This is a genomic window from Cellulosimicrobium sp. NPDC057862, assembly GCF_042797035.1.
GTDB lineage: Bacteria > Actinomycetota > Actinomycetes > Actinomycetales > Cellulomonadaceae > Cellulosimicrobium.
Genome location: NZ_JBHVMH010000011.1, coordinates 116170 through 142365, shown reverse-complemented (window position 1 = coordinate 142365; position 26196 = coordinate 116170). Strand labels below are relative to the sequence as shown.

At 74.5% G+C, this 26196-nt stretch carries 26 protein-coding genes; 12 read left to right on the top strand and 14 right to left on the bottom strand.

Features of this window, described 5'->3' with window-relative positions:
* Positions 1-50: 50 nt before the first annotated feature.
* Both ACFVN3_RS14700 and ACFVN3_RS14695 read right to left on the bottom strand, forming a co-directional pair.
* Positions 51-650, bottom strand: coding sequence for an Rv3235 family protein (locus ACFVN3_RS14700; protein WP_378233638.1), 600 nt, complete (start codon positions 648-650; stop codon positions 51-53).
* 27 nt (positions 651-677) lie between these two features.
* Complete coding sequence (locus tag ACFVN3_RS14695; RefSeq protein WP_378233637.1) at positions 678-1709, bottom strand: LysM peptidoglycan-binding domain-containing protein; 1032 nt, start codon at positions 1707-1709, stop codon at positions 678-680.
* A gap of 167 nt (positions 1710-1876) precedes the next feature.
* Here ACFVN3_RS14695 and ACFVN3_RS14690 point away from each other — a divergent pair, with 167 nt between their 5' ends.
* A complete protein-coding gene (locus ACFVN3_RS14690; RefSeq protein ID WP_378233636.1) occupies positions 1877-2416 on the top strand; it encodes a hypothetical protein in 540 nt (179 codons plus the stop codon).
* A gap of 80 nt (positions 2417-2496) precedes the next feature.
* Here ACFVN3_RS14690 and ACFVN3_RS14685 read toward each other — a convergent pair whose 3' ends face one another.
* Positions 2497-2712, bottom strand: coding sequence for a helix-turn-helix domain-containing protein (locus ACFVN3_RS14685; protein ID WP_087472469.1), 216 nt, complete (start codon positions 2710-2712; stop codon positions 2497-2499).
* A gap of 126 nt (positions 2713-2838) precedes the next feature.
* Between ACFVN3_RS14685 and ACFVN3_RS14680 the strand changes: the two genes are divergently transcribed.
* From ACFVN3_RS14680 to ACFVN3_RS14670, 3 genes are read left to right on the top strand one after another with little or no spacing between them, the layout of a single operon-like run.
* On the top strand, positions 2839-3543 hold the full coding sequence (locus ACFVN3_RS14680; RefSeq protein ID WP_378233635.1) for a hypothetical protein: 705 nt from the start codon (positions 2839-2841) through the stop codon (positions 3541-3543).
* Complete coding sequence (locus tag ACFVN3_RS14675; protein WP_378233634.1) at positions 3540-4916, top strand: hypothetical protein; 1377 nt, start codon at positions 3540-3542, stop codon at positions 4914-4916. The genes ACFVN3_RS14680 and ACFVN3_RS14675 overlap by 4 nt, the downstream gene beginning before the upstream one ends.
* A gap of 4 nt (positions 4917-4920) precedes the next feature.
* Entirely contained in the window at positions 4921-5451 is a 531-nt protein-coding gene (locus ACFVN3_RS14670) for a DUF6912 family protein (protein ID WP_378233633.1), read from the top strand.
* A 59-nt stretch (positions 5452-5510) separates the two neighbouring features.
* On the opposite strand, the gene hisN is transcribed toward ACFVN3_RS14670, so the two are convergent.
* From hisN to ACFVN3_RS14645, 5 genes are all read right to left on the bottom strand, one after another.
* Complete coding sequence (gene hisN, locus ACFVN3_RS14665) at positions 5511-6305, bottom strand: histidinol-phosphatase (protein ID WP_237843429.1); 795 nt, start codon at positions 6303-6305, stop codon at positions 5511-5513.
* A gap of 56 nt (positions 6306-6361) precedes the next feature.
* A complete protein-coding gene (gene rsgA / locus ACFVN3_RS14660; protein ID WP_378233632.1) occupies positions 6362-7456 on the bottom strand; it encodes a ribosome small subunit-dependent GTPase A in 1095 nt (364 codons plus the stop codon).
* Positions 7456-8811, bottom strand: coding sequence for a 3-phosphoshikimate 1-carboxyvinyltransferase (gene aroA / locus ACFVN3_RS14655; RefSeq protein ID WP_378233631.1), 1356 nt, complete (start codon positions 8809-8811; stop codon positions 7456-7458). Before aroA ends, rsgA begins: the two co-directional genes overlap by 1 nt.
* 71 nt (positions 8812-8882) lie before the next feature.
* Entirely contained in the window at positions 8883-9587 is a 705-nt protein-coding gene (locus ACFVN3_RS14650) for a DoxX family protein (protein WP_378233630.1), read from the bottom strand.
* Positions 9588-9714: 127 nt separating this feature from the next.
* A complete protein-coding gene (locus tag ACFVN3_RS14645) occupies positions 9715-10260 on the bottom strand; it encodes a ferritin (protein WP_154798202.1) in 546 nt (181 codons plus the stop codon).
* A gap of 252 nt (positions 10261-10512) precedes the next feature.
* On the opposite strand from ACFVN3_RS14645, the gene ACFVN3_RS14640 reads away from it, so the two are divergent.
* Both ACFVN3_RS14640 and rsrA read left to right on the top strand, forming a co-directional pair.
* The gene (locus ACFVN3_RS14640) at positions 10513-11232 is read left to right on the top strand and encodes a sigma-70 family RNA polymerase sigma factor (RefSeq protein ID WP_378233628.1); all 720 of its coding nucleotides are present in this window, start codon (positions 10513-10515) and stop codon (positions 11230-11232) included.
* A complete protein-coding gene (gene rsrA / locus ACFVN3_RS14635; protein WP_378233627.1) occupies positions 11229-11564 on the top strand; it encodes a mycothiol system anti-sigma-R factor in 336 nt (111 codons plus the stop codon). The genes ACFVN3_RS14640 and rsrA overlap by 4 nt, the downstream gene beginning before the upstream one ends.
* Positions 11565-11671: 107 nt before the next feature.
* Here the strand turns inward: rsrA and ACFVN3_RS14630 are convergent, their stop codons facing one another.
* Positions 11672-11746, bottom strand: coding sequence for a 50S ribosomal protein bL37 (locus ACFVN3_RS14630; protein WP_099052597.1), 75 nt, complete (start codon positions 11744-11746; stop codon positions 11672-11674).
* Between the two features lie 191 nt (positions 11747-11937).
* On the opposite strand from ACFVN3_RS14630, the gene ACFVN3_RS14625 reads away from it, so the two are divergent.
* The 3 genes from ACFVN3_RS14625 (at position 11938) to ACFVN3_RS14615 (ending at position 14332) form a co-directional block, all read left to right on the top strand.
* Entirely contained in the window at positions 11938-12861 is a 924-nt protein-coding gene (locus ACFVN3_RS14625; RefSeq protein ID WP_378233626.1) for a DUF4097 domain-containing protein, read from the top strand.
* Positions 12861-13460 carry a PadR family transcriptional regulator gene (locus tag ACFVN3_RS14620; RefSeq protein ID WP_378233625.1) on the top strand — a complete coding sequence of 200 codons (600 nt, stop codon included), beginning with the start codon at positions 12861-12863 and terminating at the stop codon, positions 13458-13460. The genes ACFVN3_RS14625 and ACFVN3_RS14620 overlap by 1 nt, the downstream gene beginning before the upstream one ends.
* 68 nt (positions 13461-13528) lie before the next feature.
* Entirely contained in the window at positions 13529-14332 is an 804-nt protein-coding gene (locus ACFVN3_RS14615; RefSeq protein ID WP_378233624.1) for a DUF4097 domain-containing protein, read from the top strand.
* 70 nt (positions 14333-14402) lie between these two features.
* Here ACFVN3_RS14615 and ACFVN3_RS14610 read toward each other — a convergent pair whose 3' ends face one another.
* Complete coding sequence (locus ACFVN3_RS14610; protein WP_047232150.1) at positions 14403-15026, bottom strand: GDSL-type esterase/lipase family protein; 624 nt, start codon at positions 15024-15026, stop codon at positions 14403-14405.
* A 93-nt stretch (positions 15027-15119) separates the two neighbouring features.
* On the bottom strand, positions 15120-16034 hold the full coding sequence (locus ACFVN3_RS14605) for an aldose 1-epimerase family protein (RefSeq protein WP_378233623.1): 915 nt from the start codon (positions 16032-16034) through the stop codon (positions 15120-15122).
* A 108-nt stretch (positions 16035-16142) separates the two neighbouring features.
* Between ACFVN3_RS14605 and ACFVN3_RS14600 the strand changes: the two genes are divergently transcribed.
* The gene (locus ACFVN3_RS14600) at positions 16143-17138 is read left to right on the top strand and encodes an aldo/keto reductase (RefSeq protein ID WP_378233622.1); all 996 of its coding nucleotides are present in this window, start codon (positions 16143-16145) and stop codon (positions 17136-17138) included.
* A gap of 189 nt (positions 17139-17327) precedes the next feature.
* On the opposite strand, the gene ACFVN3_RS14595 is transcribed toward ACFVN3_RS14600, so the two are convergent.
* The 3 genes from ACFVN3_RS14595 to ACFVN3_RS14585 all read right to left on the bottom strand — a co-directional run bounded on the left by ACFVN3_RS14595 (position 17328) and on the right by ACFVN3_RS14585 (position 23511).
* Positions 17328-21158 carry a multifunctional oxoglutarate decarboxylase/oxoglutarate dehydrogenase thiamine pyrophosphate-binding subunit/dihydrolipoyllysine-residue succinyltransferase subunit gene (locus ACFVN3_RS14595; protein WP_378233621.1) on the bottom strand — a complete coding sequence of 1277 codons (3831 nt, stop codon included), beginning with the start codon at positions 21156-21158 and terminating at the stop codon, positions 17328-17330.
* Positions 21159-21508: 350 nt separating this feature from the next.
* Complete coding sequence (locus ACFVN3_RS14590) at positions 21509-22711, bottom strand: ATP-binding protein (RefSeq protein ID WP_378233619.1); 1203 nt, start codon at positions 22709-22711, stop codon at positions 21509-21511.
* Positions 22708-23511 (bottom strand): response regulator transcription factor, encoded by an 804-nt coding sequence (locus tag ACFVN3_RS14585; protein ID WP_378233618.1) that lies wholly within the window; start codon positions 23509-23511, stop codon positions 22708-22710. Before ACFVN3_RS14585 ends, ACFVN3_RS14590 begins: the two co-directional genes overlap by 4 nt.
* Positions 23512-23661: 150 nt before the next feature.
* Here ACFVN3_RS14585 and ACFVN3_RS14580 point away from each other — a divergent pair, with 150 nt between their 5' ends.
* Positions 23662-25038 carry a hemolysin family protein gene (locus tag ACFVN3_RS14580; RefSeq protein ID WP_378233616.1) on the top strand — a complete coding sequence of 459 codons (1377 nt, stop codon included), beginning with the start codon at positions 23662-23664 and terminating at the stop codon, positions 25036-25038.
* Entirely contained in the window at positions 25035-26078 is a 1044-nt protein-coding gene (locus tag ACFVN3_RS14575) for a hemolysin family protein (RefSeq protein WP_378233615.1), read from the top strand. The genes ACFVN3_RS14580 and ACFVN3_RS14575 overlap by 4 nt, the downstream gene beginning before the upstream one ends.
* The last annotated feature ends 118 nt before the right edge of the window (positions 26079-26196 follow it).

Sequence of the window (26196 nt, the reverse complement as noted above, 5' to 3'; positions counted from 1 at the left end):
GGCCACCAGCGGGTGGCGCGCCCCGCCGTCGTCGGTGGGGTCGAGACCGGTCACCCGATCTCGAGCGCGACGACGCGCCACGTGCCGCGCCGCGCCTCGAGCCGTGCCGCGGCGGCCCGCACGCGGGCACCGTCCTCGACCACGACCGTGCCCTCCGCGACGCCGTCGCCGATCCGCAGCACGCGGGCGCGGCGCACGGTGACGGGGCGGGTCGTCGTCGGGCGCGGGGCGTCGGCGACGAGCCGCGACCGGCGGGCGAGCGCCTCGTAGATCTCGGGTGACACCCACCGGGCGAGCTGGCCCACGGTGCGCTCGCCACGAAGGACCTCGACGGCAGCCCGCACGACGGCGCAGCACAGTGCCGTCGGGTCCGGCAGCGGGAGCGGTGCCGTCGGAGGTGCGAGGGGGCGTCCCCGCACGACGTGCTGCGGTGCCCGCGCGGCCGTGACGTCGGTCAGGTCCATCGTCGGGACGGGACGCTCGCCGGCGCAGCGCAGCAGGCGAGAGGGCAGGTCGGCGGGCACGCTCGTGGAGCGGGCGGGGTGCGCGGGCCGGTCGGGCGGCGCGGTGGGTACGGTCCGACGCCGTGGCGGCGCGGCGACGCCGGTCGTGGCCAGGGCGTCTGAGGTGGTCGGCAGGGGAGCGGTCATGGTGGAGATCCTTCGCGCAGGCGGTCGTCAGGAGGTCGGTGCGACGAGCACCTGGCCCGGGCGGACGAGGTCGGGGTCGTCGCCGACGACCGCGACGTTCGCGGCGTACCAGCGCTGCACCGCGTCGGCCACCTGCGCGTCCGGCGCGCCGTCCGGCAGGTGGCGTGCGGCGATCGACCAGAGCGAGTCACCGCGCACGACGACGACCTCGCGCGGCCCGTCCGTGGCGACGTCCCGCACCACCGTGAGCGCGGCGTCGCGCTGCTCGGCAGCGGCGCTCTGGGCTCCGGGCGCACGTCCGGGAGCCGACGGACCCGTCGTCGTCGCGGTTCCGGGTGCCGTCGCTTGTGCCTGTGCCTGTGCCTGTGCCTGTGCCGGAGCCGGGGCCGACGGCGTGCTCGGGGCCGTGCCCGGAGCGTCCGCGGTGCCCGGCGGCATCGACGGTGCGGACGGTGCGGAGGGCGCGGGGTCGGTCGGCCCCGGGGTAGGGGCGGATACCGCCGGCGCCGGCCGGTCGGAGGTCGTCGCCGAGGCCGCGGGAGCGTGCGACGGCGCGGTTGACGGTACGTCCGTCGGGAGGGGAGCGGGCTGCGCCGGCCCGGCCGGCGCGGGAGCGGGCGTCGAGGTCTGCCATCCCAGGTCGACCGCCACGACGCCGGGGTCGGCGTCCGGAGTCGTGGCGGCCTGCGCGGTCCCGCCGGCGAGGACGAGGCCCGCGCCCACGGTCAGCCCCACGCCGGTCTGCACGGCCCGGCGGACGACGGCGGGCGCCGCGCGCAGGAGGAGTCGTTCCCCGGCACCCCACGAGCGGCCCACGGCGCGCGCGCCGACGCAGCCCAGGCCGAGGAGGGCGCTGGCGGTCACCCACCCGGCCGCCAGCGCCCCGAGCGCGACGGCGAGCAGCTCGACGTAGGGCTCGGGGCGGGCAGCGGGGAGGGCGCCGACGAGGTGCGCGGCACGCAGCGCGAGCGCCGTCACGGCACCGCCCATGACGACGAGGAGCGCGAGGAGGATGGCGACGCCTCCGACTCGTGCGGGTACGGCGGTACGACGGTCCATCGGTGCCCCCTGCGGTGCCGTCCGCGAAGGACGGCCCTTGATGTCGTTTGATGTCGTTTGATCACGACAGGTCGATCTAAGCGCGACCGTTCGCTCCTGTCCAGAGGGCTTCTCGTGATGTGGACAGGGTGCGGGCCGGTGGCGCGGCGGACCGCTACGGTGTCCCGGTGCGATGGGACGCCCTCTTCGACGACCTCGCGGCGCAGCTCGCCGCCGCGGAGTCGCAGGACCGGGCCGCCGCCGTCGCCGACCTCACCCGTGCGGAGCACGCGACGATCACGCTCGTCGAGCGGCTGCGCGGCACGCCCGGCACGGTCACGCTCGAGCTGCGCGACGGCTCGGCCGTCACCGGAGAGCTGCGCGAGGCGGCGGAGGAGTGGGTGCTCGTGGGCGAGGCCCGGCGTCAGCACCTCGTCCCTACCGGCGCGATCGCCGCCGTGCAGGGACTCGGCCGCCATGCCCAGCCCGCGCCCTCGGGGAGGTCGGCGCGGCTGGGCCTCGGCCACGCCCTGCGCGCGCTCATGCGCGACCGTCGGCCCGTCCAGGTGCGGACCCCCGCCGGGATCTTTCCCGGGTGGGTCGCGCGGGTCGGCAAGGACCACGTCGACCTTGAGGTCGTCCCGGGCGGCGGGCACGGCTCGCGGGTCGTGCCCTGGTCCGCCGTCCTGTGCGTCAGCGAGTCGGAGACGGGGTTCGTCCCGCGGTGAGGAGCGTGCAGGGGGAGCACGCGGGTCTCACGGCGGCCCCGCAGCCCCGCCGGGTCCGCGGTCGGGGACGCGGCGGTCGCTCAGCCGTCGAAGTCGCCGGCCTCGATGCGCTGGCGCGTCTGCGCGTACATCCGCTGGATGTACGCCTCGAGCTCGCTGACCTCGACGCGCCACTGCCCCCGGCCGCCCACCTGGATCGCGGGGAGCTCGCCGGAGCGGACGAGCGCGTACGCCTGCGCCGCGGAGATGTTGAGCTCGTCCGTGACGTCGGCGAGGGTGAGGAACCGCTGGGCCATGGCGTCAGTCTGGCACGCGCGCGCCGCACCTCGGCGCTCGTCCACAGGCACCGCCACGGGCGGCGCAGACCGGGGATCATGAAGCCGCGGCACGGCTGACGTGCCGGACGACCAAGGGGGAGATCGATGACGACGACCACGGAACGACCCGTGCGGGTCGAGCCGGAACAACGGCCCGCCGTGCGCCTGAGGCGGCCTGGCTGGAAGGACCCGCGGCTCCTCGTGGGGATCGTGGTGGTCGCGCTGTCCGTGGCCCTCGGGTCGTGGGCCGTGAGCACCGCGAGCCGGACCGTCACCGTCTATGCGGCCGGGGCGGCGCTGACCCCCGGGACGCCCGTGACCGCGGCGGACCTGCGGGCGGTCGAGGTGCGGCTCGGGACGCAGGTGGACCGCTACCTCCTCGTGGCCGACGGGCTCCCGGACGAGGCCGTCGTCCTGCGGACCGTCGCCGCGGGCGAGCTGGTCCCCGCGTCGTCGCTCGGCGCGGCTGCCGACCTCGCGGTGCGCGCCGTCGCGGTCCCTGTGACGACCGGTCTCTCGGAGCGGATCGTCGCCGGGGCTGCGGTCGACGTCTGGTACGTCCCCGAGCCTCCCGCCCCGACGACCGGTGCCGAGCCGGGCAGCACCGCAGCGGGGGACGAGCCGCCGCAGCCCGCGATGCTCGTCGGGGGCGTCACCGTTGCACAGGTCGACGAGGGCGAGGGCACGCTCGTCGTGGGCGGACCGACGACGGTCCACCTCCTGGTCGGCGTCGACGACCTCCCGGCCGTGCTCGCGGCCGTGGCCGGGGACGGGACGATCGCGCTCGTCCCGGTCGGGGGTGCGGGATGAGCGGCGCGACCACGGTCGCGACCGTCCTGTGCGCGGTCCGGGGTGCGCGCGAGGCCGAGGTGGTCACGACGCTCGCCGCTCCGGGGCTCCAGGTCACGCGGCGGTGCGCGGACGTCGTCGAGCTGCTCGCGGCGGCCGCGGCGGGTGCGGGCCGGGTCGCCGTCGTGTCGTGCGACCTGCCCGCGCTGGACCGGCAGGCGGTCGTCGACCTGCACGCCCACGACGTGCGGATCGTCGCGCTCGCCCCGGCCGGGACGTGGGAGGAGGGGCGGGTGCGGGCCTACGGGGTCGACGCGGTGTTCGACCTGGACTCGGCGCCGGACGCGCTCTGCGACGTCGTCCGCGCCGTCCTGCCGCCGCACGGGGCGGCCGCAGGAGCACCCGGCGTCCCCCGGCAGGTCGTCGGTGCCGGGGCCACGGATCCGGGGTGCGAGCCCCGCCGCGGACGGACCGTCGCCGTGTGGGGGCCGACCGGCGCACCCGGTCGCACGACGGTGGCGACGAACCTCGCCGCCGAGCTCGCGGGGCAGGCACCCGCGCGGCGTGCTCGGCCGCCGCGCCGGGAACGGCGTTCCTCGGACGTGGACGTCCCTGCCGCCGTCCCGCCGGCACCCGACGCCGAGGTCCTGCTCGTCGACGCGGACACGTACGGCGGGAGCGTCGCCCAACGTCTCGGCCTGCTCGACGAGTCACCGGGGCTGGCAGCCGCCGCCCGCAGCGCGGGCCAGGGCGCGCTCGACGGGGCGGGGCTGGTCGCGCTGGCGCCGACGGTCCTGCCACGGGTCCGGGTGCTGACGGGCCTGACCCGGGCGGCCCGGTGGCCGGAGCTGCCCGGGGCGTCGCTCGACGCCGTGTGGGAGGTCGCGCGGTCCGTCGCGGACTGGACGGTCGTCGACTGCGGCTTCGGGATCGAGCGGGACGAGCTCCTGACGTACGACACCCGCGCCCCGCAGCGCAACGACGCGACGTGGAGCGCGCTCGCGGCCGCGGACGTCGTGGTCGTCGTCGGCGCAGGCGACCCCGTCGGGCTCCAGCGTCTGGTCCGCGCGCTCGACGAGCTCGCCGAGACGGGCGCGTGCGTCGGCGCGGCGCGCGTCGTGGTGGTGAATCGGGTGCGCGCGAGCGTCGTGGGGCCCCGGCCCGAGCGAGCGGTGCGCGACGCGATGGCCCGCTACGCGAGCGTCGACGACCTCCACGTCGTCCCCGAGGACGCCGCGGTCGACCTCGGTCTCCGTGAGGGCCGGACGCTCCCGGAGTCGGCGCCCGCGAGCCCTGCCCGTCGCGCCCTCGCACGGCTCGCCGCGCACGTGCGGGAGGCGGCGTCGCCCGGGCGTGGTGCGACGCACGGACTCGCGCTGGAGGCGGCACACTGAACCCATGCGCATCTACCTCCCCGCGACGCTCGACGAGCTCGACGCCGTCACCGTGACCGCCGACGCCGCCCGCTGGAGCGTCGCCCCGCGCGGCGCCCACGCCGTGACCGCCGCGTTGACGCGCGCGCTGCCCGACGAGGACGAGGAGGGCCTGGAGTACGCGGCCGCGCTCGAGGCGGCGGACGACTCGCTCGCGCTGGTCGCGTCGCGCCCGGACGCGCCGCGCCAGCGGCTCGTCGTGACGCTCGAGGTGCCCGACGGTGCGGTGCAGGTCGTGGGCGCCGACGACTCCGACGACGAGGACGCGCCCGCGCCCAGCGCGGTCGAGGTCCTGCGGACCGTGCCCGACGTCGCGATCGTGTGCGTGCACGTCGACGAGCCCGAGGCGGTCGAGGACGTCGAGGGGGTGCTCGCCGCGGCCGACGCCGACGGCCCCGGTGCCGACGCGGCGCTCGACGCCGCGATCGATCGCGTCAACGAGCGCGACCTGCTCTGGTACGACTGGTCGGAGCTCAAGGACGTGCCGCGCGGCTGACGACGCCGCGGTGCGGAGCGGCCGGTCGGGAGCCAGGCGGTGCCCGACGGCGGTCCGCGTCAGCCCAGGCGGCCGAGCACCTCGTCGTGCAGCAGCCCGTTCGTCGCGACGGCGTTGCCGCCCCACGGGCCGTCGGCGCCGTCCAGCGAGGTGAACCGGCCGCCGGCCTCGGTGACGATGGGCACGAGCGCGGCCATGTCGTAGAGCTCGAGCTCGGGCTCGGCGGCCGCGTCGGCGGCGCCCTCGGCGACGAGCATGTACGACCAGAAGTCGCCGTAGCCGCGCGTGCGCCACGCGCCGCGCAGGAGGTCGAGGAACGGCTCGAGCTTCCCGCGCTCCTCCCAGCCGTCGAGCGACGCGTAGGCGAACGACGCGTCGGACCACGACGAGACGCCCGACACCTGGAGCCGCGACGCGGCGGCGAGCGACTTGCCCGTCCACGCGCCGGTGCCCTTCGCGGCCCACCAGCGCCGGCCCAGCGCGGGCGCGGAGACGAGCCCGACGACGACCTCGTCGCCGTCGGCGAGCGCGATGAGCGTCGCCCACACGGGCACGCCGCGCACGAAGTTCTTGGTCCCGTCGATCGGGTCGACGATCCAGCGCCGGGCGCCGTGACCCGTCTCGCCGAACTCCTCGCCGACGATCGCGTCACGACCGCGCGCCCGGCCGAGCTGACCGCGGATGATCTCCTCGGCGGTGCGGTCGGCGTCGCTCACGGGCGTCGAGTCCGGCTTGGACTCGACGTGCAGGTCGAGCGCCTTGAAGCGGGACATCGTGTGCGCGTCGACCTGGTCGGCGATCACGTGGGCGAGGCGCAGGTCGTCGTCGTAGCCGCGCGTCGAGGGGGGCGTCATGGCTCACACCGTAGCGGTGCCCGCCTGGGTGGGGGAGGCGCCGCGCGGGCCAGGGCTCAGGCCGCGCCGGTGCGCGACGCGAGCACGCGACGGAACGACTCGAGGCGGGCGGCGCGCGCGACCCGCGTCTCGTCGTCGGGCGACGCCTCGACCCACTCGTCGAGCGCGCAGTCCGGGGCGTCGTCGAGGTGGGTGCACCCGCGCGGGCAGCCCGCGGCGACGGCGTCGAGGTCCTCGAACGCGTGCAGCAGGTGGTCGACCTGCACGTGCGCGAGCCCGAACGACCGCACGCCGGGGGTGTCGATGACCCAGCCGCCGCCGGGCAGGCGCAGCGCGACGGCGGACGTGGACGTGTGCCGGCCGCGACCCGTGACGTCGTTGACGTGGCCCGTCGCGCGCTGCGCGTCGGGGACGAGCGCGTTGACGAGCGTCGACTTGCCGACGCCCGAGTGCCCGACGAACACCGAGGTGCGCCCGGCCAGCGCCTCGCGGACCGCGTCGAGCGGCTCGATCGCCCAGCCGTCGGGCGCGAGCCCGTCGGGCGCGCGGCGCGTCACGACGACGGACACCCCGAGCGGCTCGTACAGCGCGCGCAGGGGACCGGGGTCGGCGAGGTCGGCCTTGGTGAGGCACAGGAGGACGTCCATGCCGGCGTCGTACGCGGCGACCACGCACCGGTCGATCATGCGCGTGCGCGGGTCGGGCTCGGCGAGCGCCGTGACGACGACGAGCTGGTCGGCGTTCGCGACGATGACCCGCTCGTAGGGGTCGGTGTCGTCGGCCGTGCGGCGCAGCACCGACGACCGGTCCTGGATGCGCACGATCCGCGCGAGCGACCCGTCGTCTCCCGACACGTCCCCGACGAGGTCGACGCGGTCCCCGCACACGATGCGCGTGCGGCCGAGCTCGCGCGCCTTCATCGCGAGGACCGTGCGCTCGTCACCGGCGGTCCCGTCGTCCGGTCCGTCGACGGTCCGCTCACCGTCACCGCCGTGGCTCCCGACGAGCAGCGTGTACCGGCCCCGGTCCACGCCCGTGACGAACCCCGTCACCGCGTCCGCGTGCTCGGGCCGCTGCTTGGAGCGGGGGCGGCTGCCGTGCTTGCCGGGGCGCGCGCGGAAGTCGGACTCGTCCGGGACGCGGCGCGCCATCAGCGGGCCGCCGCTCCCGTGCCGGAACCGGTCCCGCCCCCGAGCATGCGCTCCCACATCCCCGCGAACCCGGGCAGCGTCTTGGCCGTCGTCTCGACGTTCTCGACGCCGACCCCCGGGACGCGCAGGCCGATGACGGCGGCGGACGTCGCCATGCGGTGGTCGTGGTACGTGCGGAACAGCGCGCCGTGCAGGGGGCGCGGCGTGATGACGAGGCCGTCGCGCGTCTCCTCCGCCTGCCCGCCGAGGCGCGTGATCTCCGTCGCGAGCGCGGCGAGCCGGTCGGTCTCGTGCCCACGCAGGTGGGCGATGCCGCGCAGGCGGCTGGGGGAGTCGGCGAGGGCGGCCAGCGCGGCGATCGTTGGCGCGAGCTCGCCGGCGGCGTGCAGGTCTACGTCGACACCGCGCACGTCGCCCGTGCCCGTCACGGACAGCACGTCGCCGTCGAGCGATGCGGTGGCGCCCATGGACTCGAGCAGCTCGGGGACCATCGCGCCCGGCTGGGTCGTCTGCGTCGGCCAGCCCGTGACGCGCACGGTGCCGCCCGCGACGAGCGCGGCCGCGAGGAACGGCGCGGCGTTCGAGAGGTCGGGCTCGACCTGCACGTCGCGCGCCGCGATCGGCCCCGGCTCGACGCGCCAGATCGCGGGCCGCGAGTCATCGACGACGACGCCGACCTCCCGCAGGACCTCCACGGTCATCTCGATGTGGGGCATGCTCGGCAGCGTGTGGCCGATGTGCCGCACCGTGAGGCCCTGGTCGTAGCGCGCGGCGGCGAGGAGGAGCCCGGAGACGAACTGGCTCGACGCCGACGCGTCCACGTCGACCGCCCCGCCGCGCACGCGGCCGCGGCCGCGGATCGTGAAGGGGAGCGTCGTCGGCAGCCCGTCGCCGTCGCCCTCCACGGGCACGTCCAGCGCGCTGAGCGCGGCGAGGACCGGGCCCATGGGGCGCACGCGCGCGCCCTCGTCGCCGTCGAACCGGACCGTGCCGTCGGCGAGCGCCGCGAGCGGCGGGAGGAAGCGCATGACGGTGCCGGCCAGGCCGCAGTCCACCTCGACGGGTCCGCGCAGCGGACCGGGGGTCACGCGCAGCTCGCTCGGCGACGCGCCCTCCTCGACGCCGACGCCGAGCGTGCGCAGGGCGGCGATCATGAGGTCCGCGTCGCGGCTGCGCAGGGCGCCGCGCAGCGTCCCGGGCCCGTCGGCGAGCGCGGCCAGCACGAGCAACCGGTTCGTCAGCGACTTCGACCCCGGGACCTCGACCGTCGCGTCGAGCGGCCCGCCCGCCGTGGGCGCGGCCCAGCCCTCGTCGACGGCGGGGGGCACGGGCGCGGCGGAGGGCGAGGTCGTCATGGCCTCCAGGCTAGTGGAGGGACCGCGCCCGACGGCGGAGGGTCCCGCCGCGCGGACGCGTCACGACCGCGTCAGGCGACCTTCGCGCGGACCGCGGCCTCGGCGTCGTGCAGGGCCCCCGCGGCGAGGGTCGCGGCGTGCTCCGCCGCCTCCTGGGCGGCCTTCGTGGCGCGTCGCGCCGAGCGCTCCGCCTCGTGGGCCGCGTGCTTCGCGGCGTTCCTCGTGGAGCGTCCCGCCTCCTTCGCCGCGCCCCGGGCCGAGGCCGAGACCTCCTTCACAGCACCCTTCGCGCCCGCGACCACGGCCTCCTGCTTCGCCTGCTTGGCGAGCGCGAGGTCGTGCCGCGCCTTCTCGAGCCGCCACTGCACGCCCGGGCGGCCCTCGTAGTCCGCGCCCGCGATGAGCGCCGCGCCGATCGCGCCGACGTTCGCGACGAACTTGCGCGTGCGCTCGGCGCGCGTCGCCTCGCCCGAGGTGAAGGGCTGGTTGACGACCGCGAGCGGCACCGTGAGCGCGGCGAGGGTCAGGGCGGCCGTGCGGGGAGCCTTGCCGACGGCGAGGAACAGCCCGGCGACGGCCGTCGCGGCACCGTGCGCGCGCACGAGCGCCGCGACCTGCTTCTCGCTGAGCGGGGCCTCGATGCCGGCGCTCTTCTCGACGAGCTCGACGCCCGAGCGCGCGGCTCGCACGTGCTCGGCGGGCTTGAGCGCGGCCTGGAGCCCGTCGTAGACGAACCACGAGGCCAGCATGGGCCTCGCGAGGTGACGCAGCAGCATCGGTTCTCTCCTCATCGCCGGTGACTCGCCGGCGTCCGCCTCGGGCGTCCGCCAGTCGGTCCCAGCCTGCCGCGACCACCGGGACGGCGCCACCCGCGGCCCGTGAGGCACGTCTCACGTGGGAGCGTCAGAGCGCGCCGCCCGCGGCCTCCGGGGCGTCGGCCGACTCGCCCGAGTCGCCGATCGTCTCCCGCGCGACGAAGTTCTCGAGGTCGAACAGGTTGTCGCCCGCGCGCTGCGCGACGGTGAGCAGGGTCGTCGCCGACGCGACCTCCTCCACCTGCTCCTTGAGGAACCACAGGAGGAACTGCTCGCCGAGGGCGTCGCCCTCCTCGCGCGCGGCGCGGAAGATCGCCTCGATCTGCGCCGTGACCTGCTTCTCCTGGTCGAGCGCGAGACGCAGGGGCTCGACGACGTCCGCGAAGTCGTTGCGGACCGGTCCGGAGCCCGGGATCTCGACGGGCAGGTCCCGGTCGAGGTGGTACTGCACGATCATCATCGCGTGGTTGCGCTCCTCCACCGACTGCCGGTAGAAGTGGGCGGCGAGCTGCGGCAGGTCGTGCGCGTCGAACCACACGGCGATCGCGATGTACTGCTGGTGCGCGTCGAGCTCGTGCCCGACCTGCTCGCGCAGCAGGGTGAGGAAGCGGGACGGGGTCTGCGAGGTCGTCATGGCGCCACGCTAGCGAGGCCGCGTGCGTCGCGCGCGCCACGCTGCGCGGCGTCCCCGGGCCGCGGGAATGCGCGAGGGCGAGCGCGGGTTGCACCACTCGTGACCGTCCTGCTCGAGACCCCCGCACCCGCTGCCCGGGCCGCGTCGTCGACCCCGGGTGCGCCGACGGCGGACTCCGCGTTCGCCGCTGCGTGGTCGGCGCCGGTCACGTCACCGGACACCCAGACGAACAGGGGACTAGGCTCGTTGTTGATGACAGAGCGAATCTCCGGCAGCGACGTCTCCGGCAGCCCCGCGACGACGTCGGGAACGACGCCGGTCGAGGGTACGACGCTGCCCGCAGACGCGACGGACGCCGAGGACACGAACCGCGCGCCGCAGACCGAGAGCGACGCCGCGCGCGCCGCACGGTTCGAGCAGGACGCGCTCCAGTACCTCGACCAGCTGTACTCCGCGGCGCTGCGCATGACGCGCAACCCGTCGGACGCCGAGGACCTGGTGCAGGAGACGTTCGCGAAGGCGTTCGCGGCGTTCCACCAGTACCGGCCGGGTACCAACCTCAAGGCGTGGCTGTACCGCATCCTCACGAACACGTTCATCAACACGTACCGCAAGAAGCAGCGCGAGCCGCAGCAGGCGCAGACGGACGACGTCGAGGACTGGCAGATCGCGCGCGCGGCGTCGCACACGTCGCAGGGGCTGCGGTCGGCCGAGGCGGAGGCGCTCGACCGCCTGCCGGACTCGGACGTGAAGCGCGCGCTCCAGGAGCTGCCCGAGGACCGACGCATGGTCGTGTACTACGCGGACGTCGAGGGCTTCCCGTACAAGGAGATCGCGGAGATCATGGGGACACCGATCGGCACGGTCATGTCCCGCCTGCACCGAGGCAGGCGCCAGCTGCGCGAGCTGCTGGCCGACTACGCCGTGAGGCGAGGACTGGTGGGGGCCAAGACCCCCGGAGGTGAGTCGTGAGCACGTCAGAGAGCCGGATCCCCGGGCACGGCCCGGTCGAGGAGTCGGTGACGCCCATCCCGCACTCGACGGCGGGCGAGTCGGAGTGCGAGCACGCGCTCACGCACCTGTACGAGTACCTCGACTCGGAGATGACGCCGGACGACGAGCTGCGCATGCGCGCGCACGTCGCGCACTGCTCGCCCTGCCTCGCCGAGCTGAGCGTCGAGGAGCTCGTCAAGCAGCTCGTGCGCCGCTCGTGCCACGAGAAGGCGCCCGCGGGGCTGCGGGAGCGCATCCACACGCAGCTCACGGTCATGGTCACGACGACGACGATCGTCGAGACCCGCTGAGCACCGCCCGCGGGGCGTGCGCCGCCGCGGGCCGACAACGAGAGAGGGCCCGGACCGACGTCGTCGGTCCGGGCCCTCTCGTCGTCCCCCCGTGGGGGCGCGCCGTCTCAGGCGTTGGGCCGCTTGCCGTGGTTCGCGGCGTTGCCCTTGCGGCTGCGACGCTTGCGTCCGCGCTTGCTCATGGTGTTCTCCTGACGATCGGGGGTGCCCCGCCGGTCCCGGCGGGTCAAGTCCGCCTCCCATCGTCCCACACGCGACCCCTTGCCAGGGTCGAGCACGCGATATATCGTGTCTGCCAGAACGAGATATATCGCGAGTGTCCCGGGTGTCGCCGTCGCGGCCGCACGGGGCGCGACCACGGACGGAGCCACGGATGACGCAGGAGAGCTGGACCGTCACGGGTCCGCAGGCCATCGACCTGGCGCGCGTGCGGACGCTCGACGCGACCGTCATCGGCGGGCGCATCGACGTCGTCGCGCACGACGACCCGACGCGCACCGACACGCGCGTCGAGGTCCACTCGGTGGTCGGCCGCCCCCTGGAGGTGCGTCTCGAGGGCACCACGCTCCGGGTGGGCTACGGCCCGTTCGTCGCGGGCTGGAAGGGCTTCCTCGAGCGCTTCCGCACGTACACCGGCAAGGACGCGGCGGACGTGCACGTCGCCGTGCCGGCGACGACGCAGGTCAAGGTCGCGACCGTGCAGGGCGAGGCCCTCGTCGCGGGCGTGCGCGACGGCGCCCGGTTGGCGACCGTCTCCGGCTCCGTGATGACGAGCCGCACGCACGGCGAGCTCCGCGTCGACACGGTTTCGGGCGAGGTCTCGGCGAGCGAGCACGACGGCGCGGTCCGCATGGACTCGGTGTCCGGCGGGCTCACGGCCACGGGGGCGCTCCGCTCGCTGCGGCTCGACTCGGTCTCCGGGTCCGTCACCGTCGACACCCGCACGACGCCCGCCGAGATCGTCGTGAGCGCCGTCTCCGCCGACGTGCTGGTCCGGCTGCCGGACCCCGACGCGATGGACTACGCGATCCGCTGCGTGAGCGGGCGCCTGCTCGTGGACGGCGCGGAGCAGCGCGGGTCCGCGCGCTCGTTCCACCAGCCTGCGCGGTCCGGGGCGGGCTCGCCGGTCCGGGTCTCCGCCGTCTCCGGCGACGTGACCGTCCTGCGGGGGGCTCCGGACGAGACCCCGTGGGACGGGAGTCCGGTGGAGGACGCCCCGGTGGACGCCGACGCCCCCGCGTGGGGGAGCCCGCGGGCCGGGGGCACCGCGTCGTCGGGCGGGCCGGTGGACCGCTGATGGCCACGGTCTTCGCGCACGGCGAGCTCCGGCTGTACCTGCTGACGCTCCTCGACACCGGGCCCAAGCACGGCTACGAGCTCATCACCGAGCTCTCCGAGCGCTTCGGCGGCACGTACCGACCGAGCGCCGGGACGATCTACCCCCGCCTGGCGCGGCTCGAGGACGAGGGACTCGTGCACCGCAGCGCCGACGGTCGCAAGACGACGTACGAGCTGACACCCGCGGGTCGCGCGGAGATCGAGGCGCGCCGCGAGGACGTCGCCGCGCTGGAGCACGGCATCGCCGAGACGGTGCGCCAGCGCGCCGAGGCGTTGCGTGCCGACGTGCAGGGCTCGCTGAAGGGCCTGCGGGCCGAGCTCGCGGCCGCCGCGCAGACGGCGCGCGCCCGCCCGCGCGACGGCGAGCCCGACCCGCGTCGCCGCGAGTCGTACGCGTGGCGCATGGAGGCCGAGGCGCTGCTGCAGCGCTTCCGTGAGGACGTGCGCGCCGACCTGCGCCGCGCCGACGCGGCGAGCGTGGTCTCCGAGCTCACGGTCGACACCCTGCGCACCGTGCTCGACAGCGCGCGCAAGGCCGTGCGAGCGACCCTGCCCTGACCGAGGATCACGAGAACCCCTCGACGAACATCGCAACCCCAACCAGACAACCGAACGAGGAGAAGCGCATGAGCACCGAGTCCTGGGTCATCAACGCCCCCCAGACCGTCGACGTCGCCGACGTCCGGCGCGTCGTCGTCCAGCTCACCGACGGCGCGGTCGACGTCGTCGCCGACCCCGCGCGCGAGGCCGGGGCGCACCTCTACGTCAGCGAGGTGTCCGAGCGCCCGCTGCAGGTGAGCGTGCACGACGGCGAGCTGCGCGTCGGCTACGACTTCGCCGGCGTCGAGGGCCTCGTCGAGCGGGCGAAGGGCCTGCGCGACAAGGACCGCGCCGTCGTGCGGCTCACCGTCCCCCCGCACGTACCGGTCAAGGTGACGACCGCGCGCGCCGCCGCGAGCGTCCTCGGCACGCAGGCGGACCTGTCGGTCACCACGGCGACGGGTGCCGTCCGCGTCCAGGGCGTGTCCGGCACGGCGTCGATCAAGACGGCGACCGGCGCGGTGGACGTCGGCGAGCACGTCGGCGACGTCCACGTGAGCACCGCGTCCGGCGCGGTCACGCTCGGCGGGACGCTCGGCCGCGTGTCCGTGAACACCGTGACGAGCGGCGTCGAGGTCGTCGCGCGCGAGAGCACGCCGCTCGTCGATGCGCGCACGGTCTCGGGCGACGTGGCCGTGCGCCTCGGCGCCGGCTCGCCGGTCAACCTCAAGGCCCGCAGCGTCACGGGCAAGGCCGTGCTCGACGGCGTCCGCCTGGACTCCGCCGCGCAGCGCACGACGTCGGTCGACCACGTCGACCAGCCCGGCGCCCGCGGCGCGTACGTCTCGGCGAACACCGTGTCGGGCGACCTCACGGTCTCGCGCGGCTGACGTCCGCGCACCGACGGCCCGTCGCCCCGGGGTCTCCCGGGGTGGCGGGCCGTCGTCGTGCGCGCGTGCGTCAGACCGTGTCGTCCGGCAGACCCAGCCAGGCGTGCCAGCCCGTGTGCAGGACGAGCCAGGCCATGAGCCCGTAGCCCGCCTGGCCGGGGAAGCCGTTGCCGCTCTGCGCGAGGTCGGCGAGCCACTGCTCGTGCGTGACGAGCGGGCTGAACGTGTCGACGTACGGCACCCGGCGCCGGTTCGCGACGTCCGAGAAGGCGTGCGAGAGCTCGGCGAGCCGCTCGGCGTCCTGTGCGTGTCCCGGCGGGGGGCCCACGACGAACGTCGGCAGCCGGTGCGACTCCGCGACGTCGAGCACGTTCGCGAGGTTGAGGCGCGAGCGTGCGACCGACAGCCCTGCGTCGAGGTCGTGGCGACCGAGGCCGATGACGAGGCGGTTGTCCACGTCCGGCTCCGGGGCGAACCGCCGCGCCGTCTCCGCCTCCCAGCGCTGGCTGAGCGCCGTCGTCGTCTCGCCGGGGATGGCGAGGGGGAACACGTACGCCGGCTGGGGGAAGCGCGTGCGCGCGACGACGCGCCCCGCCCACCCCAGGGCCTTCGCGTCGCCGACGCCGGCGCTCAGCTCGTCGCCGACGACGCAGATCCGAACCTCACGACTCACGGCGTCTTCCACGGGCGCCATTCTCCCCGACGCGGGCGGCGCGGGTCGAAACCGGCTCGTGGGGACGGCGTGTCCAGCCGGGCATATCGGACGGACCGCCCACAGCCCGCCGGGTCAGAGCAGCGTCGCGCCCCAGGTGACCTCGTGCGAGGCGCCCGGCTCGAGCCGCACGAGGCGCTCGCCGGTGCGGAACGCGTCCGCGATGCAGCTCATCGGCTCGGCCGCGACGCCGGACCGGCGGAACGCGACGTCCCCGACGTGGTCGCCCGTGCAGACCTGCCACGTGTCCATCGAGCCGTCCATCCAGACGGCGGACGTGCGGCCGTCGGGAGCGGAGAGGCGCATCCAGGACAGGCCGTCGGCGTCGCGCAGCACGTCGACGTAGGCGTCGTCCAGGTCGACGCCCGCGAGCAGGCGCGGCTCGCGCAGGTCGTAGCTCCCCGCGGCGGGCTCGGTGCCGGTGGGCAGGAGCCGCTCGTCGGTGGTGACGCGCGTCGCGGCGTCGAGGCGCAGCGTGCACTCGTCGAGGTTCGCGCCGTCCGCCGAGAGCCAGGGGTGGAAGCCGATGCCGTATGGCGCCGTCACGGCGCCGACGTTCGTGGTCCGCACGTGGACGCGCAGCCCCGCGTCGTCGAGCGAGTAGGTCACGCGCGTGACGAGGTCGAACGGGTAGCCGGGCGACGGCGGCAGGTGCAGCTCGAGCGTCGCGCTCGTCGCGTCGTGCGCGACGACGACCCAGCGCTGCCAGCACGCGAGCCCGTGCAGCGCGGTGCCGCGGTCGGGCTCCGACACGGGCACCTGGTACGTCGTGCCGTCCACCTCGTACGCGCCGTCGCGCAGCCGGTTGGGCCAGGGGAGCAGGACGGCGCCGTTGAACGCGGGCGCGACCTCGTCCTCCGCGAAGGGCGTGAAGACGGGCCGGCCGCCGACCGCGTACTCGCGCACGGCCGCTCCCACCTCGGTGATCGTCGCTGCGTGCTCGCCGTGGGCGATGCGGACCTGGGTCCCCGAGGGGGCATGGGTGTTCACGCTCACATACGGTACTCGGCGTGCGAGCGTGCGCGATGCGCTCTCGGCAGTCAGACTCGGTGCCCGGGTGTGTCTCCCGGCGTACCCGACGCAGCACGAGGAGGAACGATGGAACGACAGGTGCTCGGACGCACGGGACGGCTCGTCTCGGTCGTCGGACTGGGAACCTGGCAGCTGGGCGCCGACTGGGGCGACGTGAGCGAGGACGACGCGCGCGCCGTGCTCGACGCCTCCGCCAAGGCCGGCGTGACGTTCTTCGACACCGCGGACGTCTACGGCGACGGGCGCAGCGAGCAGATCATCGGCGGCTACCTCGCCGACAACCCGGGCCACGCGATCACCGTCGCGACGAAGATGGGGCGCCGCGAGGCCCAGGACGCGGACAACTTCACGCTCGCGAAGTTCCGCGAGTGGACCGACCGCTCGCGTCGCAACCTCCGGACGGACCGCCTCGACCTCGTCCAGCTCCACTGCCCCCCGACGGCGGTCTACTCGCGCGACGAGGTGTACGACGGCCTCGACACCCTCGTCGCCGAGGGCGCGATCGCGAGCTACGGCGTGAGCGTCGAGACGGTCGACGAGGCGCTCACCGCCATCGCGCGCCCCGGTGTCGCGACCGTGCAGATCATCCTCAACGCGTTCCGGCTCAAGCCCCTGGACGCCGTCCTGCCCGCGGCGTCCGCCGCCGGGGTCGGCGTCATCGCGCGCGTGCCGCTCGCGTCCGGCCTGCTGTCGGGGAAGTACACGAAGGACACGACCTTCGCGGCCGACGACCACCGCACCTACAACCGCGACGGGAGCGCGTTCGACGTCGGCGAGACGTTCTCGGGCGTCGACTTCGAGACCGGCGTCCAGGCGGCGGGCGAGTTCACCACGCTCGTGCAGGACGTCGTCGGGCAGGACCTCACGCCCGCCCAGGTCGCGATCGCGTGGGTCTGGCAGCAGCCCGGCGTGTCGACCGTCATCCCCGGCGCGCGCAACGTCGAGCAGGCGCGCTCGAACGCTGCGGCGGGTGACGCGGACGTCCTCGGCCCGCTCTTCACCTCGGGCGTCCGCGAGATCTACGACGAGCACCTGCGTGCGGCGATCCACGACCGCTGGTGACCCGCGAGATCGACCCCCACGTCGCCAGATCGACCCCCTGAGGGTCGATCTCGGACGCTCGGGTCGATCTGGCGACGGATGGCGGTGACGCCCCCCGGGCGGGCGCGACCGTGCCGCACGCACCGACGACGAAGGCCCCCTCCGTGCGGAGGGGGCCTTCGTCGCGTCCGGGGCCGGAGCCCGGCGGCGTCAGCGGGCGAACGCCTGCTCGAGGAGCACGGCCTGCTGGGCCTGGTGCTTCTTGGCCGTGCCGGCGGCGGTCGACGCCGACGCCGGGCGAGAGACGACGCTCACGCGCGGCAGGTCCTCCGGCAGGTTGATGTGCACGAACGACCAGGCGCCCTGGTTCTCCGGCTCGTCCTGGACCCACACGACCTCGGCGCCCGGGTACTTCGCGAGCTCGGCCCGGATGCCGTCGACGTCGAGCGGGTAGAGCTGCTCGAGGCGGACGAGCGCGACGCCCTCGTCGCCGCGCTTGGTGCGCTCGGCGAGGAGGTCGTAGTACACCCGGCCCGTGCTGAGGAGCACGCGGTCGACCTTCGCCGGGTCGACCGTCGCGTCCGCGATGACGGGCTGGAACGTGCCGGTCGTGAAGTCCTCGACGCTCGACGCGGCGGCCTTGAGGCGCAGGAGCTGCTTCGGCGTGAACACGATGAGCGGACGACGCGGGCGGGCGTACGCCTGCTGACGCAGCAGGTGGAAGTACGACGCGGGCGTCGACGGCTGCGCGACCGTCATGTTGTCCTCGGCGGCGAGCTGCAGGAACCGCTCGATGCGCGCGGACGAGTGGTCCGGCCCCTGGCCCTCGTAGCCGTGGGGGAGGAGCATGACGACCGAGGAGTACTGGCCCCACTTCTGCTCGGCGGACGAGATGAACTCGTCGATCACCGTCTGGGCGCCGTTGACGAAGTCGCCGAACTGCGCCTCCCACAGCACGAGCGCGTCAGGACGCTCGACCGAGTAGCCGTACTCGAACCCGAGCGCGGCGTACTCCGACAGCGACGAGTCGTAGACCCAGAACTTGGCCTGGTCCGCCGACAGGTACAGCAGCGGCGTCCACTCGGCGCCCGTCTCGCGGTCGTGCAGGACGGCGTGGCGCTGCACGAACGTGCCGCGGCGCGAGTCCTGCCCGGCGAGGCGCACGGGCGTGCCCTCCGCGAGGAGCGAGCCGAACGCGGCGAGCTCGCCGAAGCCCCAGTCGATGCCGCCCTCGACGGACATCTGCCGGCGCTTCTCGAGGAGCTGCGCGAGCTTGGGGTGGACGGTGAAGCCCTCCGGCGGCGCGACGTGCACCTGGCCGACGCGCTCGAGGACCGAGCGGTCGATCGCCGTCTTCCAGCCGACCATCGTGCCCGCGTCCTCGAGCTGGGACTCCGGGCGCTCGAGGCCGGCGACCGGCTCGCGGTCCGCTGCGGGCGTGAAGCCGCCCTCCTTGGTCTCGGTGAAGACGCGCTCGAGCTGGGCCTGGTAGTCCTGGAGGACGTGCTCGGCCTCCTCGAGCGTGATGTCGCCGCGCGCGACGAGGTTCTCGGTGTACAGCTTGCGCACCGAGCGCTTGGCCTCGATGAGGTTGTACATGAGCGGCTGCGTCATCGAGGGGTCGTCGCCCTCGTTGTGCCCGCGGCGGCGGTAGCAGATCAGGTCGATGATCACGTCGCGGTCGAACTGCTCGCGGAACGCGAACGCCAGCTCTGCGACGCGCACGCACGCCTCGGGGTCGTCGCCGTTCACGTGGAAGATCGGGACCTGGTAGCCCTTGGCGACGTCCGTCGCGTACGTGGTCGAGCGCGACGACGACGGGCCGGTCGTGAAGCCGACCTGGTTGTTGATGATGACGTGCACCGTGCCGCCCGTGCGGTACCCGCGCAGCTGCGCGAGGTTGAGCACCTCGGGCACGACGCCCTGGCCCGCGAAGGCCGCGTCGCCGTGGATGAGGATCGGCAGGACGGAGAACCCGTCGCCGCCCAGGTCGATGCGGTCCTGCTTGGCGCGCACGATGCCCTCGAGCACCGGGTCGACAGCCTCGAGGTGGGACGGGTTGGCCGCGAGGTAGACCTTCGTCGTCGCCCCGCTCTCCGCCGTGAAGACGCCCTCGGTGCCGAGGTGGTACTTCACGTCGCCCGAGCCCTGCACGCTCTTCGGGTCGAGGTTGCCCTCGAACTCCGCGAAGATCTGCGCGTAGCTCTTGCCCGCGATGTTGGCGAGCACGTTGAGGCGACCGCGGTGGGCCATGCCGATGCCGACCTCGTCGAGGCCGTTCTCCGCCGCCTTCGACAGGATCGCGTCCAGGAGCGGGATGACCGACTCCCCGCCCTCGAGCGAGAAGCGCTTCTGCCCGACGAACTTGGTCTGGAGGAACGTCTCGAAGGCCTCGGCCGAGTTGAGGCGGCGCAGGATGCGGAGCTGGTCCTCGCGCGGCGTGCGGGCGTAGCCCGACTCGAGCCGCTCCTGGAGCCACTTGCGCTGCGTGCGGTCGGCCAGGTGCATGTACTCGACGCCGACCGTGCGGCAGTAGGAGTCGCGCAGCAGGCCGAGGATGTCGCGCAGCGAGGACTTCGTCCTGCCGCCGAAGCCGCCCGTGGGGAACGTGCGGTCCAGGTCCCACAGCGTCATGCCGTGGTTCTGGATGTCCAGGTCGCCGTGCTTGCGCTGCCGGTACGCGAGCGGGTCGGTGTCCGCCATGAGGTGGCCGCGGGACCGGTAGGAGTGGATGAGCTCCGCGATCTTCGCGGGCTTGGCCGCCTCGATCTCGGCGTCCGTGGTGTTGTCGCGGACCCAGCGCACCGGCTCGTAGGGGATGCGCAGCGCGGCGAACACGCGGTCGTAGAAGCCGTCCTCGCCGAGGAGCTTCTGCGACAGGATCCGCAGGAACTCGCCCGACTGGGCGCCCTGGATGATGCGGTGGTCGTAGGTCGACGTGATCGTCAGGACCTTCGAGATCCCCAGGCGCGCGAGGCGCTCGGTGGACGCGCCCGCGAACTCGGCGGGGTAGTCCATCGCGCCGACGCCGATGATCGTGCCCTGGCCGGCCATGAGGCGCGGGACCGAGTGCACCGTGCCGATGCCGCCGGGGTTGGTGAGCGAGATCGTCGTGCCGGCGAAGTCGTCGACGCCGAGCTTGCCGCCGCGCGCGCGGCGCACGAGGTCCTCGTAGGCCGCCCAGAACTGGGCGAAGTCCATCGACTCGGCCTTCTTGATGCTCGGCACGAGGAGCTGGCGCGACCCGTCCGGCTTGGCGAGGTCGATCGCGAGGCCGAAGTTGACGTGCGCCGGCTGGTTCACCGCGGGCTTGCCGTCGAGCTGCGTGTAGCTCGCGTTCATGACCGGCATGTCCGCCAGCGCCTCGACGAGCGCGAACCCGATGAGGTGCGTGAACGAGATCTTGCCGCCGCGGCCGCGCGCGAGGTGGTTGTTGATGACGATCCGGTTGTCGACCATGAGCTTGGCCGGCACCGCGCGCACCGACGTCGCCGTCGGCACCTGGATACTGGCCTCCATGTTCGTCACGACGCGCGCCGCGGGACCGCGGAGCTTCTGCACGTCGTCCGCGACGGTCTCCGCCTCGGCCGTCGGGGCGCCGGCGACCTTGCGGGCCGGGACCTGCGCGTACGGCGCGGTCGCGGGCTGGGCGGTCGCGACGGGACGCGTCGCCAGGACCGCCTCGGCGGCGGCGTTGACCGCCGGGTCGGCCGGGAGCTTCGGGGGCTTGACGCGCTGCGCCGCCTCGGCGGCGGCCGAGCCGTCCGTCACGGCGGCGGGGACGACCGGCGCGGCGGGGGCCGCCGGCGCCGCGGGGGCCGCCGGGGACCCGTTCACGGGCGTCGACGGCGCGTCGGCCGTCGTCGTGGCCGGCTCGGTACGCTCCGCCGGACGGTAGTCCTCGAAGAAGTCCCACCACGCGGGGTCCACCGCGTTCTTGTCCAGGAGGTACTGCTCGTACAGCTCGTCGACCAGCCACTCGTTCGCTCCGAACACGGAGCTTGCGTCGCTGATCGCCTCTGACTCAGCCTTCGGGGACACGCGAGGATCGCCCACTTTCACACACAGGTCGCTGTCGGTCACAGTCTGCGAGCAGACACGTGGCGGCACGCACGAGGCGTGGCGCCCGACGTCGGCACAGACTCGTCCGGATTCCGGACCACTCCAGCCTAGGCCCTCGACGGCGGCCCAGGGGGCTGCGCGGGACGTTCGCGCGCGGCCTGTTCGCGGGTTCTTCACGCCGCGTCTGGGCCTGGCAAACGTGACCCCACGCGGACCTCGTAGGACGGCAAGATCGCGGAATTCCAGGCCATCGCGAGGTATCCGGGCCGCGCGGTGTGACGGATCTCACTCGGCGTCGCTCGCCGGTGACCGCGCTGTCGACGACGGGCTCAGCGCGCGGTCGGGTCCTCGGCGCCCGGGTCGCCGAGCAGGTCGGGCTCGACGGGGTGGCCGTGCGCCGGGAGCGTGACGCGCATCGTCGCGCCGCTGCGCGAGTCCGCGACCTCGATCCGCCCGCCGTGCAGGTCGATCGCCCACCGGACGATCGCCAGGCCGATGCCCGTCCCGCCCGTCGAGCCGCCCGTCGTGGTGTGGGAACCGGTCGCGCTGGCGCGCGCGAAGCGTTCGAAGATGCGCTCGCGGTCCTCCTTGGCGATCCCCGGGCCCTCGTCCACGATCTCGAGCACGACGTCGTCGTCCACGGGATAGGCCTCGAGGCGGATCTCGCCCCCCTGCGGCGAGTGGCGGATCGCGTTCTGCAGGAGGTTCGTCACCACCTGGTGCAGGCGCTCGCGGTCCGCCTCGAGCACGAGGTCGGGCGGCGTGACGTCGACGACGTACCGCAGCTGCTTGCCGGCCTCCACCATCGACACGGCCTCGGCGTTCTCCTCGAGGAAGTCGCCCACGTCGATCTCGGTGACGTTGAGGGCCGCCGCGCCGGCCTCGATGCGCGACAGGTCCAGGAGGTAGGAGACGAGGCGCGTGAGGCGCTCCGTCTGCGCCAGGGCCATCTCCATGGTCGCGGGCGTCGGCTGCGTGACGCCGTCGACGACGTTCTCGAGCTGTGCCTGGAGCGCCGCGATCGGGGTCCGCAGCTCGTGCGACACGTTCGCGATGAGCTCGCGGCGCACCTGGTCGCTCGTCGCGAGGTCCTCCGCCATGACGTTGAACGCGACGGCGAGCTGGCCCACCTCGTCGCGGCTCGTCGCCCGCACGCGTCGCGTGTAGTCGCCGTCGGCCATGGCGCGCGCCGCCGCCGTCATCTCGCGCAACGGCGACGTCATGCCCCGCGCGAGGAGCTGGGTGAGCAGCAGCGACAGGACGATCGCGAGCGGGAACGTGCGCGACGGCCCGAGCTGGTTCTGGAGCCCGATCCACGTGATGAGGACCGCGAGCGTGACGGTCGCGGCGACGAGGACGCCGAGCTTGATCTTCAGCGAGCGGAACGAGTCGAGCGGCCGGACGTCGGGCAGGTGCGGGCGGATCGTGTGCGCCCGGTGCACGCCGTTCCGTGCCGGCGCGCTCGTCGGCCCGCCCGCGCCCCGGCCCGCGCCGTCGACCGGGTCGGCAGGGTCAGCGGGGTGGGAGGTCATCCGGCGGGCGGCTCGAACGCGTAGCCGACGCCGTGCACCGTGCGGATGAGGTCGGCGCCGAGCTTGCGGCGCAGGGCCTTGATGTGCGAGTCGACGGTGCGCGTGCCGCTCGCGTCCGCCCAGTCCCAGACCTCCGCGAGGAGGCGCTCGCGCGTGAGCACGGTCTTGGGCGAGCTCGCCAGCATGACGAGGAGCTCGAACTCGGTGGGCGTGAGGTGGACCTCCTCGCCCGCGCGGTAGACGCGGCGCTGGGCTTTGTCGATGGTCACGTCGCCGACCGTCATGGGCGGGTCGGTCGGGGCGGTGCTCGCGGCCTGCGTGGCGCGGTCGACCCGGCGCAGCAGCGCCTTGATGCGCGCGACGAGCTCGCGCATCGAGAAGGGCTTCGTCATGTAGTCGTCGGCGCCGACGCCGAGCCCGATGAGCATGTCGGTCTCGTCGTCGCGCGCGGTGAGCATGAGGATCGGCACGGGCTGCTCGGCCTGGATGCGCCGGGTCACCTCGAGGCCGTCGATGCCGGGCAGCATGACGTCGAGCACGATGACGTCCGGGCGCAGCCGCGTCGCGGCGTCGACGCCGGAGAGCCCGTCGCGCGCGACCTCGACGCGCCAGCCCTCCGCGCTCAGGCGCTGCGCGATCGCGGTCGCGATGGCGGGCTCGTCCTCGACGACGAGGACCGTCGCCGCCTGCTGCGGCGTGCCGCCGGCCAGGGGTGCCGTCGTGGGCACGGGCCCGCGGCCCGGGACGGGACCGGCGCCCGCGCCGGTCGGTGATGCGCTCGCTGCCCTCGGATCTGCCATGGGATACAGCGTGGCACACGTCGGCCCAGGTCGGCCGGATTTCGCCGTCGCCCGGCACCCGGGCGCCGCACGGCCGGGCGGCCCGGCGGGAGCGGGCGCTAGCATCGTCGGCACGATGAAGAGCACCTCTCGATTGCGGTGGAGCACCTCGTGGTAGGCGACTGGGTCATGGTCGCGCTCGGGGTGCTCCTCACCGCAGGCACCGCCGTCTTCGTGGCCAGCGAGTTCTCCCTGGTCACCCTCGACCCCGCCGTCCTCCCCGCGGGCGACGACCCCGACCAGGAGGGCGACAGACGCGGCTCCCCGCCGTCGGGCCGGACGGCCCGTGCCGACCGCCGCGACCGCAGCGTCCGGGCCGGTCTCAAGCACCTGTCGACCGAGCTGTCGTCCGCGCAGGTCGGCATCACGCTGACGACGATCCTCCTCGGCTACACGGCGCAGCCCGCCCTGCTCTCGCTGTTCGGCGCCGGGCTGGGCGCGACGGCGCTCGGGCAGGCGGCGTCCGCCGTCCTCGCCGGGGTCCTGGCCCTCCTCGTCGTGAACTTCGTCTCGATGCTCTTCGGCGAGCTCATCCCCAAGAACTTCGCCCTGAGCGCGCCCTACGCGACGGCCCGGCAGGTCGTTCCCGTGCAGCGCCAGTTCACCAAGCTGTTCCGGCCGGTGATCGCCGTCCTCAACGGCTCCGCCAACGCGATCCTGCGCCGGGTGGGCGTCGAGCCGCGCGAGGAGCTGTCCGGTGCGCGGTCGGCGTCGGAGCTCGCCGCGCTCGTGCGCCGCTCGGCCCAGGAGGGCACGCTCGACGTCTCCGTCGCGACGCTCCTCACCAACTCCATCGAGCTGGACGAGCTGAGCGCCGTCGACGTCATGACGGACCGGATGCGGATGGTCGTGGTCGACCGTGACGCGACGGCCGCGGACGTCGTCGACGCCGCGCGGCGGACCGGGCACTCCCGGTTCCCCGTCATCGGCGAGGACCGCGACGACGTCGTCGGTCTCGTCCACCTGCGTCGCGCGGTCGCCGTCCCGTACGAGCGCCGCGACGAGGTCCCGGCGGCCGCGCTCATGGTCGAGGCGCCGCGGGTCCCCGAGACCGTGCGGCTCGGCCCGCTGCTCGTCGAGCTGCGCGGGTTCGGGCTCCAGATGGCGGTCGTCGTCGACGAGTACGGCGGCACCTCGGGCGTCGTGACGCTCGAGGACGTCGTCGAGGAGCTCGTGGGCGACGTCGCGGACGAGCACGACCCCCGCCGCTCGGGCGCGGCGCGGCGCGCGGACGGCTCCTGGCTGGTCCCGGGCGTCATGCGGCCCGACGAGCTCACCGAGGTCACCGGGCTCCGCGTGCCCGAGGACGGCGCCTACGAGACGCTCGGCGGCCTCGTGATGGCGCGGCTCGGACGCGTGCCGGAGCCCGGTGACGAGGTCGTCGCGGGCGACGCGCGCGACCGCGTCGTGCTGCGCGTGGAGGCGATGGAAGGGCGGCGCGTCGAGCGGCTCTCCGTCCGCGCGACCCCCGTGGAGGTGGAGTCGTGAGCTCGACCACCGCCCTCCTCGTCGCCGTCCTGCTGCTCGCGGGGAACGCGTTCTTCGTCGGTGCGGAGTTCGCGGTCATCTCCGCGCGCCGCTCGGCGATCGAGCCGCTCGCCGCGCAGGGGAACCGCCGGGCGCAGACCGTCCTGTGGGCGATGGAGAACGTGTCCCTCATGCTCGCGTGCGCCCAGCTCGGCGTGACGGTCTGCTCGACGGGCCTCGGCGTCGTCGCGGAGCCCGCGCTCGCGCACCTCATCGAGGACCCGCTGCACGCCCTGGGCGTGAGCACGTCGCTCGCCCACCCCATCGCCTTCGTCGTCGCGCTCGCGATCGTCGTCTACCTCCACGTGGTGCTGGGGGAGATGGTCCCGAAGAACCTCGCGGTCGCCGGTCCCGAGACGGCGGTCATGTGGTTCGGGCCTCCGCTCGTGTGGATCGGGCGGGTGCTCCGACCGGTCATCGTCGCGCTCAACTGGCTCGCGAACCACGCCGTCCGGGCGACGGGGGTCGAACCCAAGGACGAGGTCGCCTCGGCGTTCACCGCCGAGGAGGTCCAGTCGATCGTCGAGCACTCCCAGGCGGAGGGCGTGCTCCGGGACGAGCAGGGGCTCCTCTCGGGCGCGATCGAGTTCTCCGAGCGCACCGCGCAGGACGTCATGGTGCCCGTCGTCGACCTCGTCACGGTCACCGAGGGCTGCACGCCCGAGGAGGTCGAGCGGCTCGTCGCGAAGACCGGGTTCTCGCGGTTCGCGGTCGCCGACGCCTCGGGCGAGCTCGTGGGCTACCTCCACGTCAAGGACGTGCTCTACGCCGACGAGACGACGCGCGGGGTGCCGGTCCCGTCCTGGCGCGTGCGGGCGCTCGCGACCGCCGCCCCGGGCGACGAGGTCGAGGACGCGCTCCGGGCGATGCAGCGTTCGGGCGCGCACCTGGCGCGCGTCGACGCGCCCGAGGGCGGCGGCGCCCTCGGCGTCGTGTTCCTCGAGGACATCCTCGAGGAGCTCGTGGGGGAGGTGCGCGACGCCATGCAGCGTCGCCACTGACGAGCGCTCTCGGCGCCCGGCACGGGTCCTGAGCAGGGGACTTGGCATCGTCGGAGTGCTTCGTTACTGTTCCGTGATTGATCGGTCGTCGGTGGCCCGAGAGCCACCCCGAAGGGTG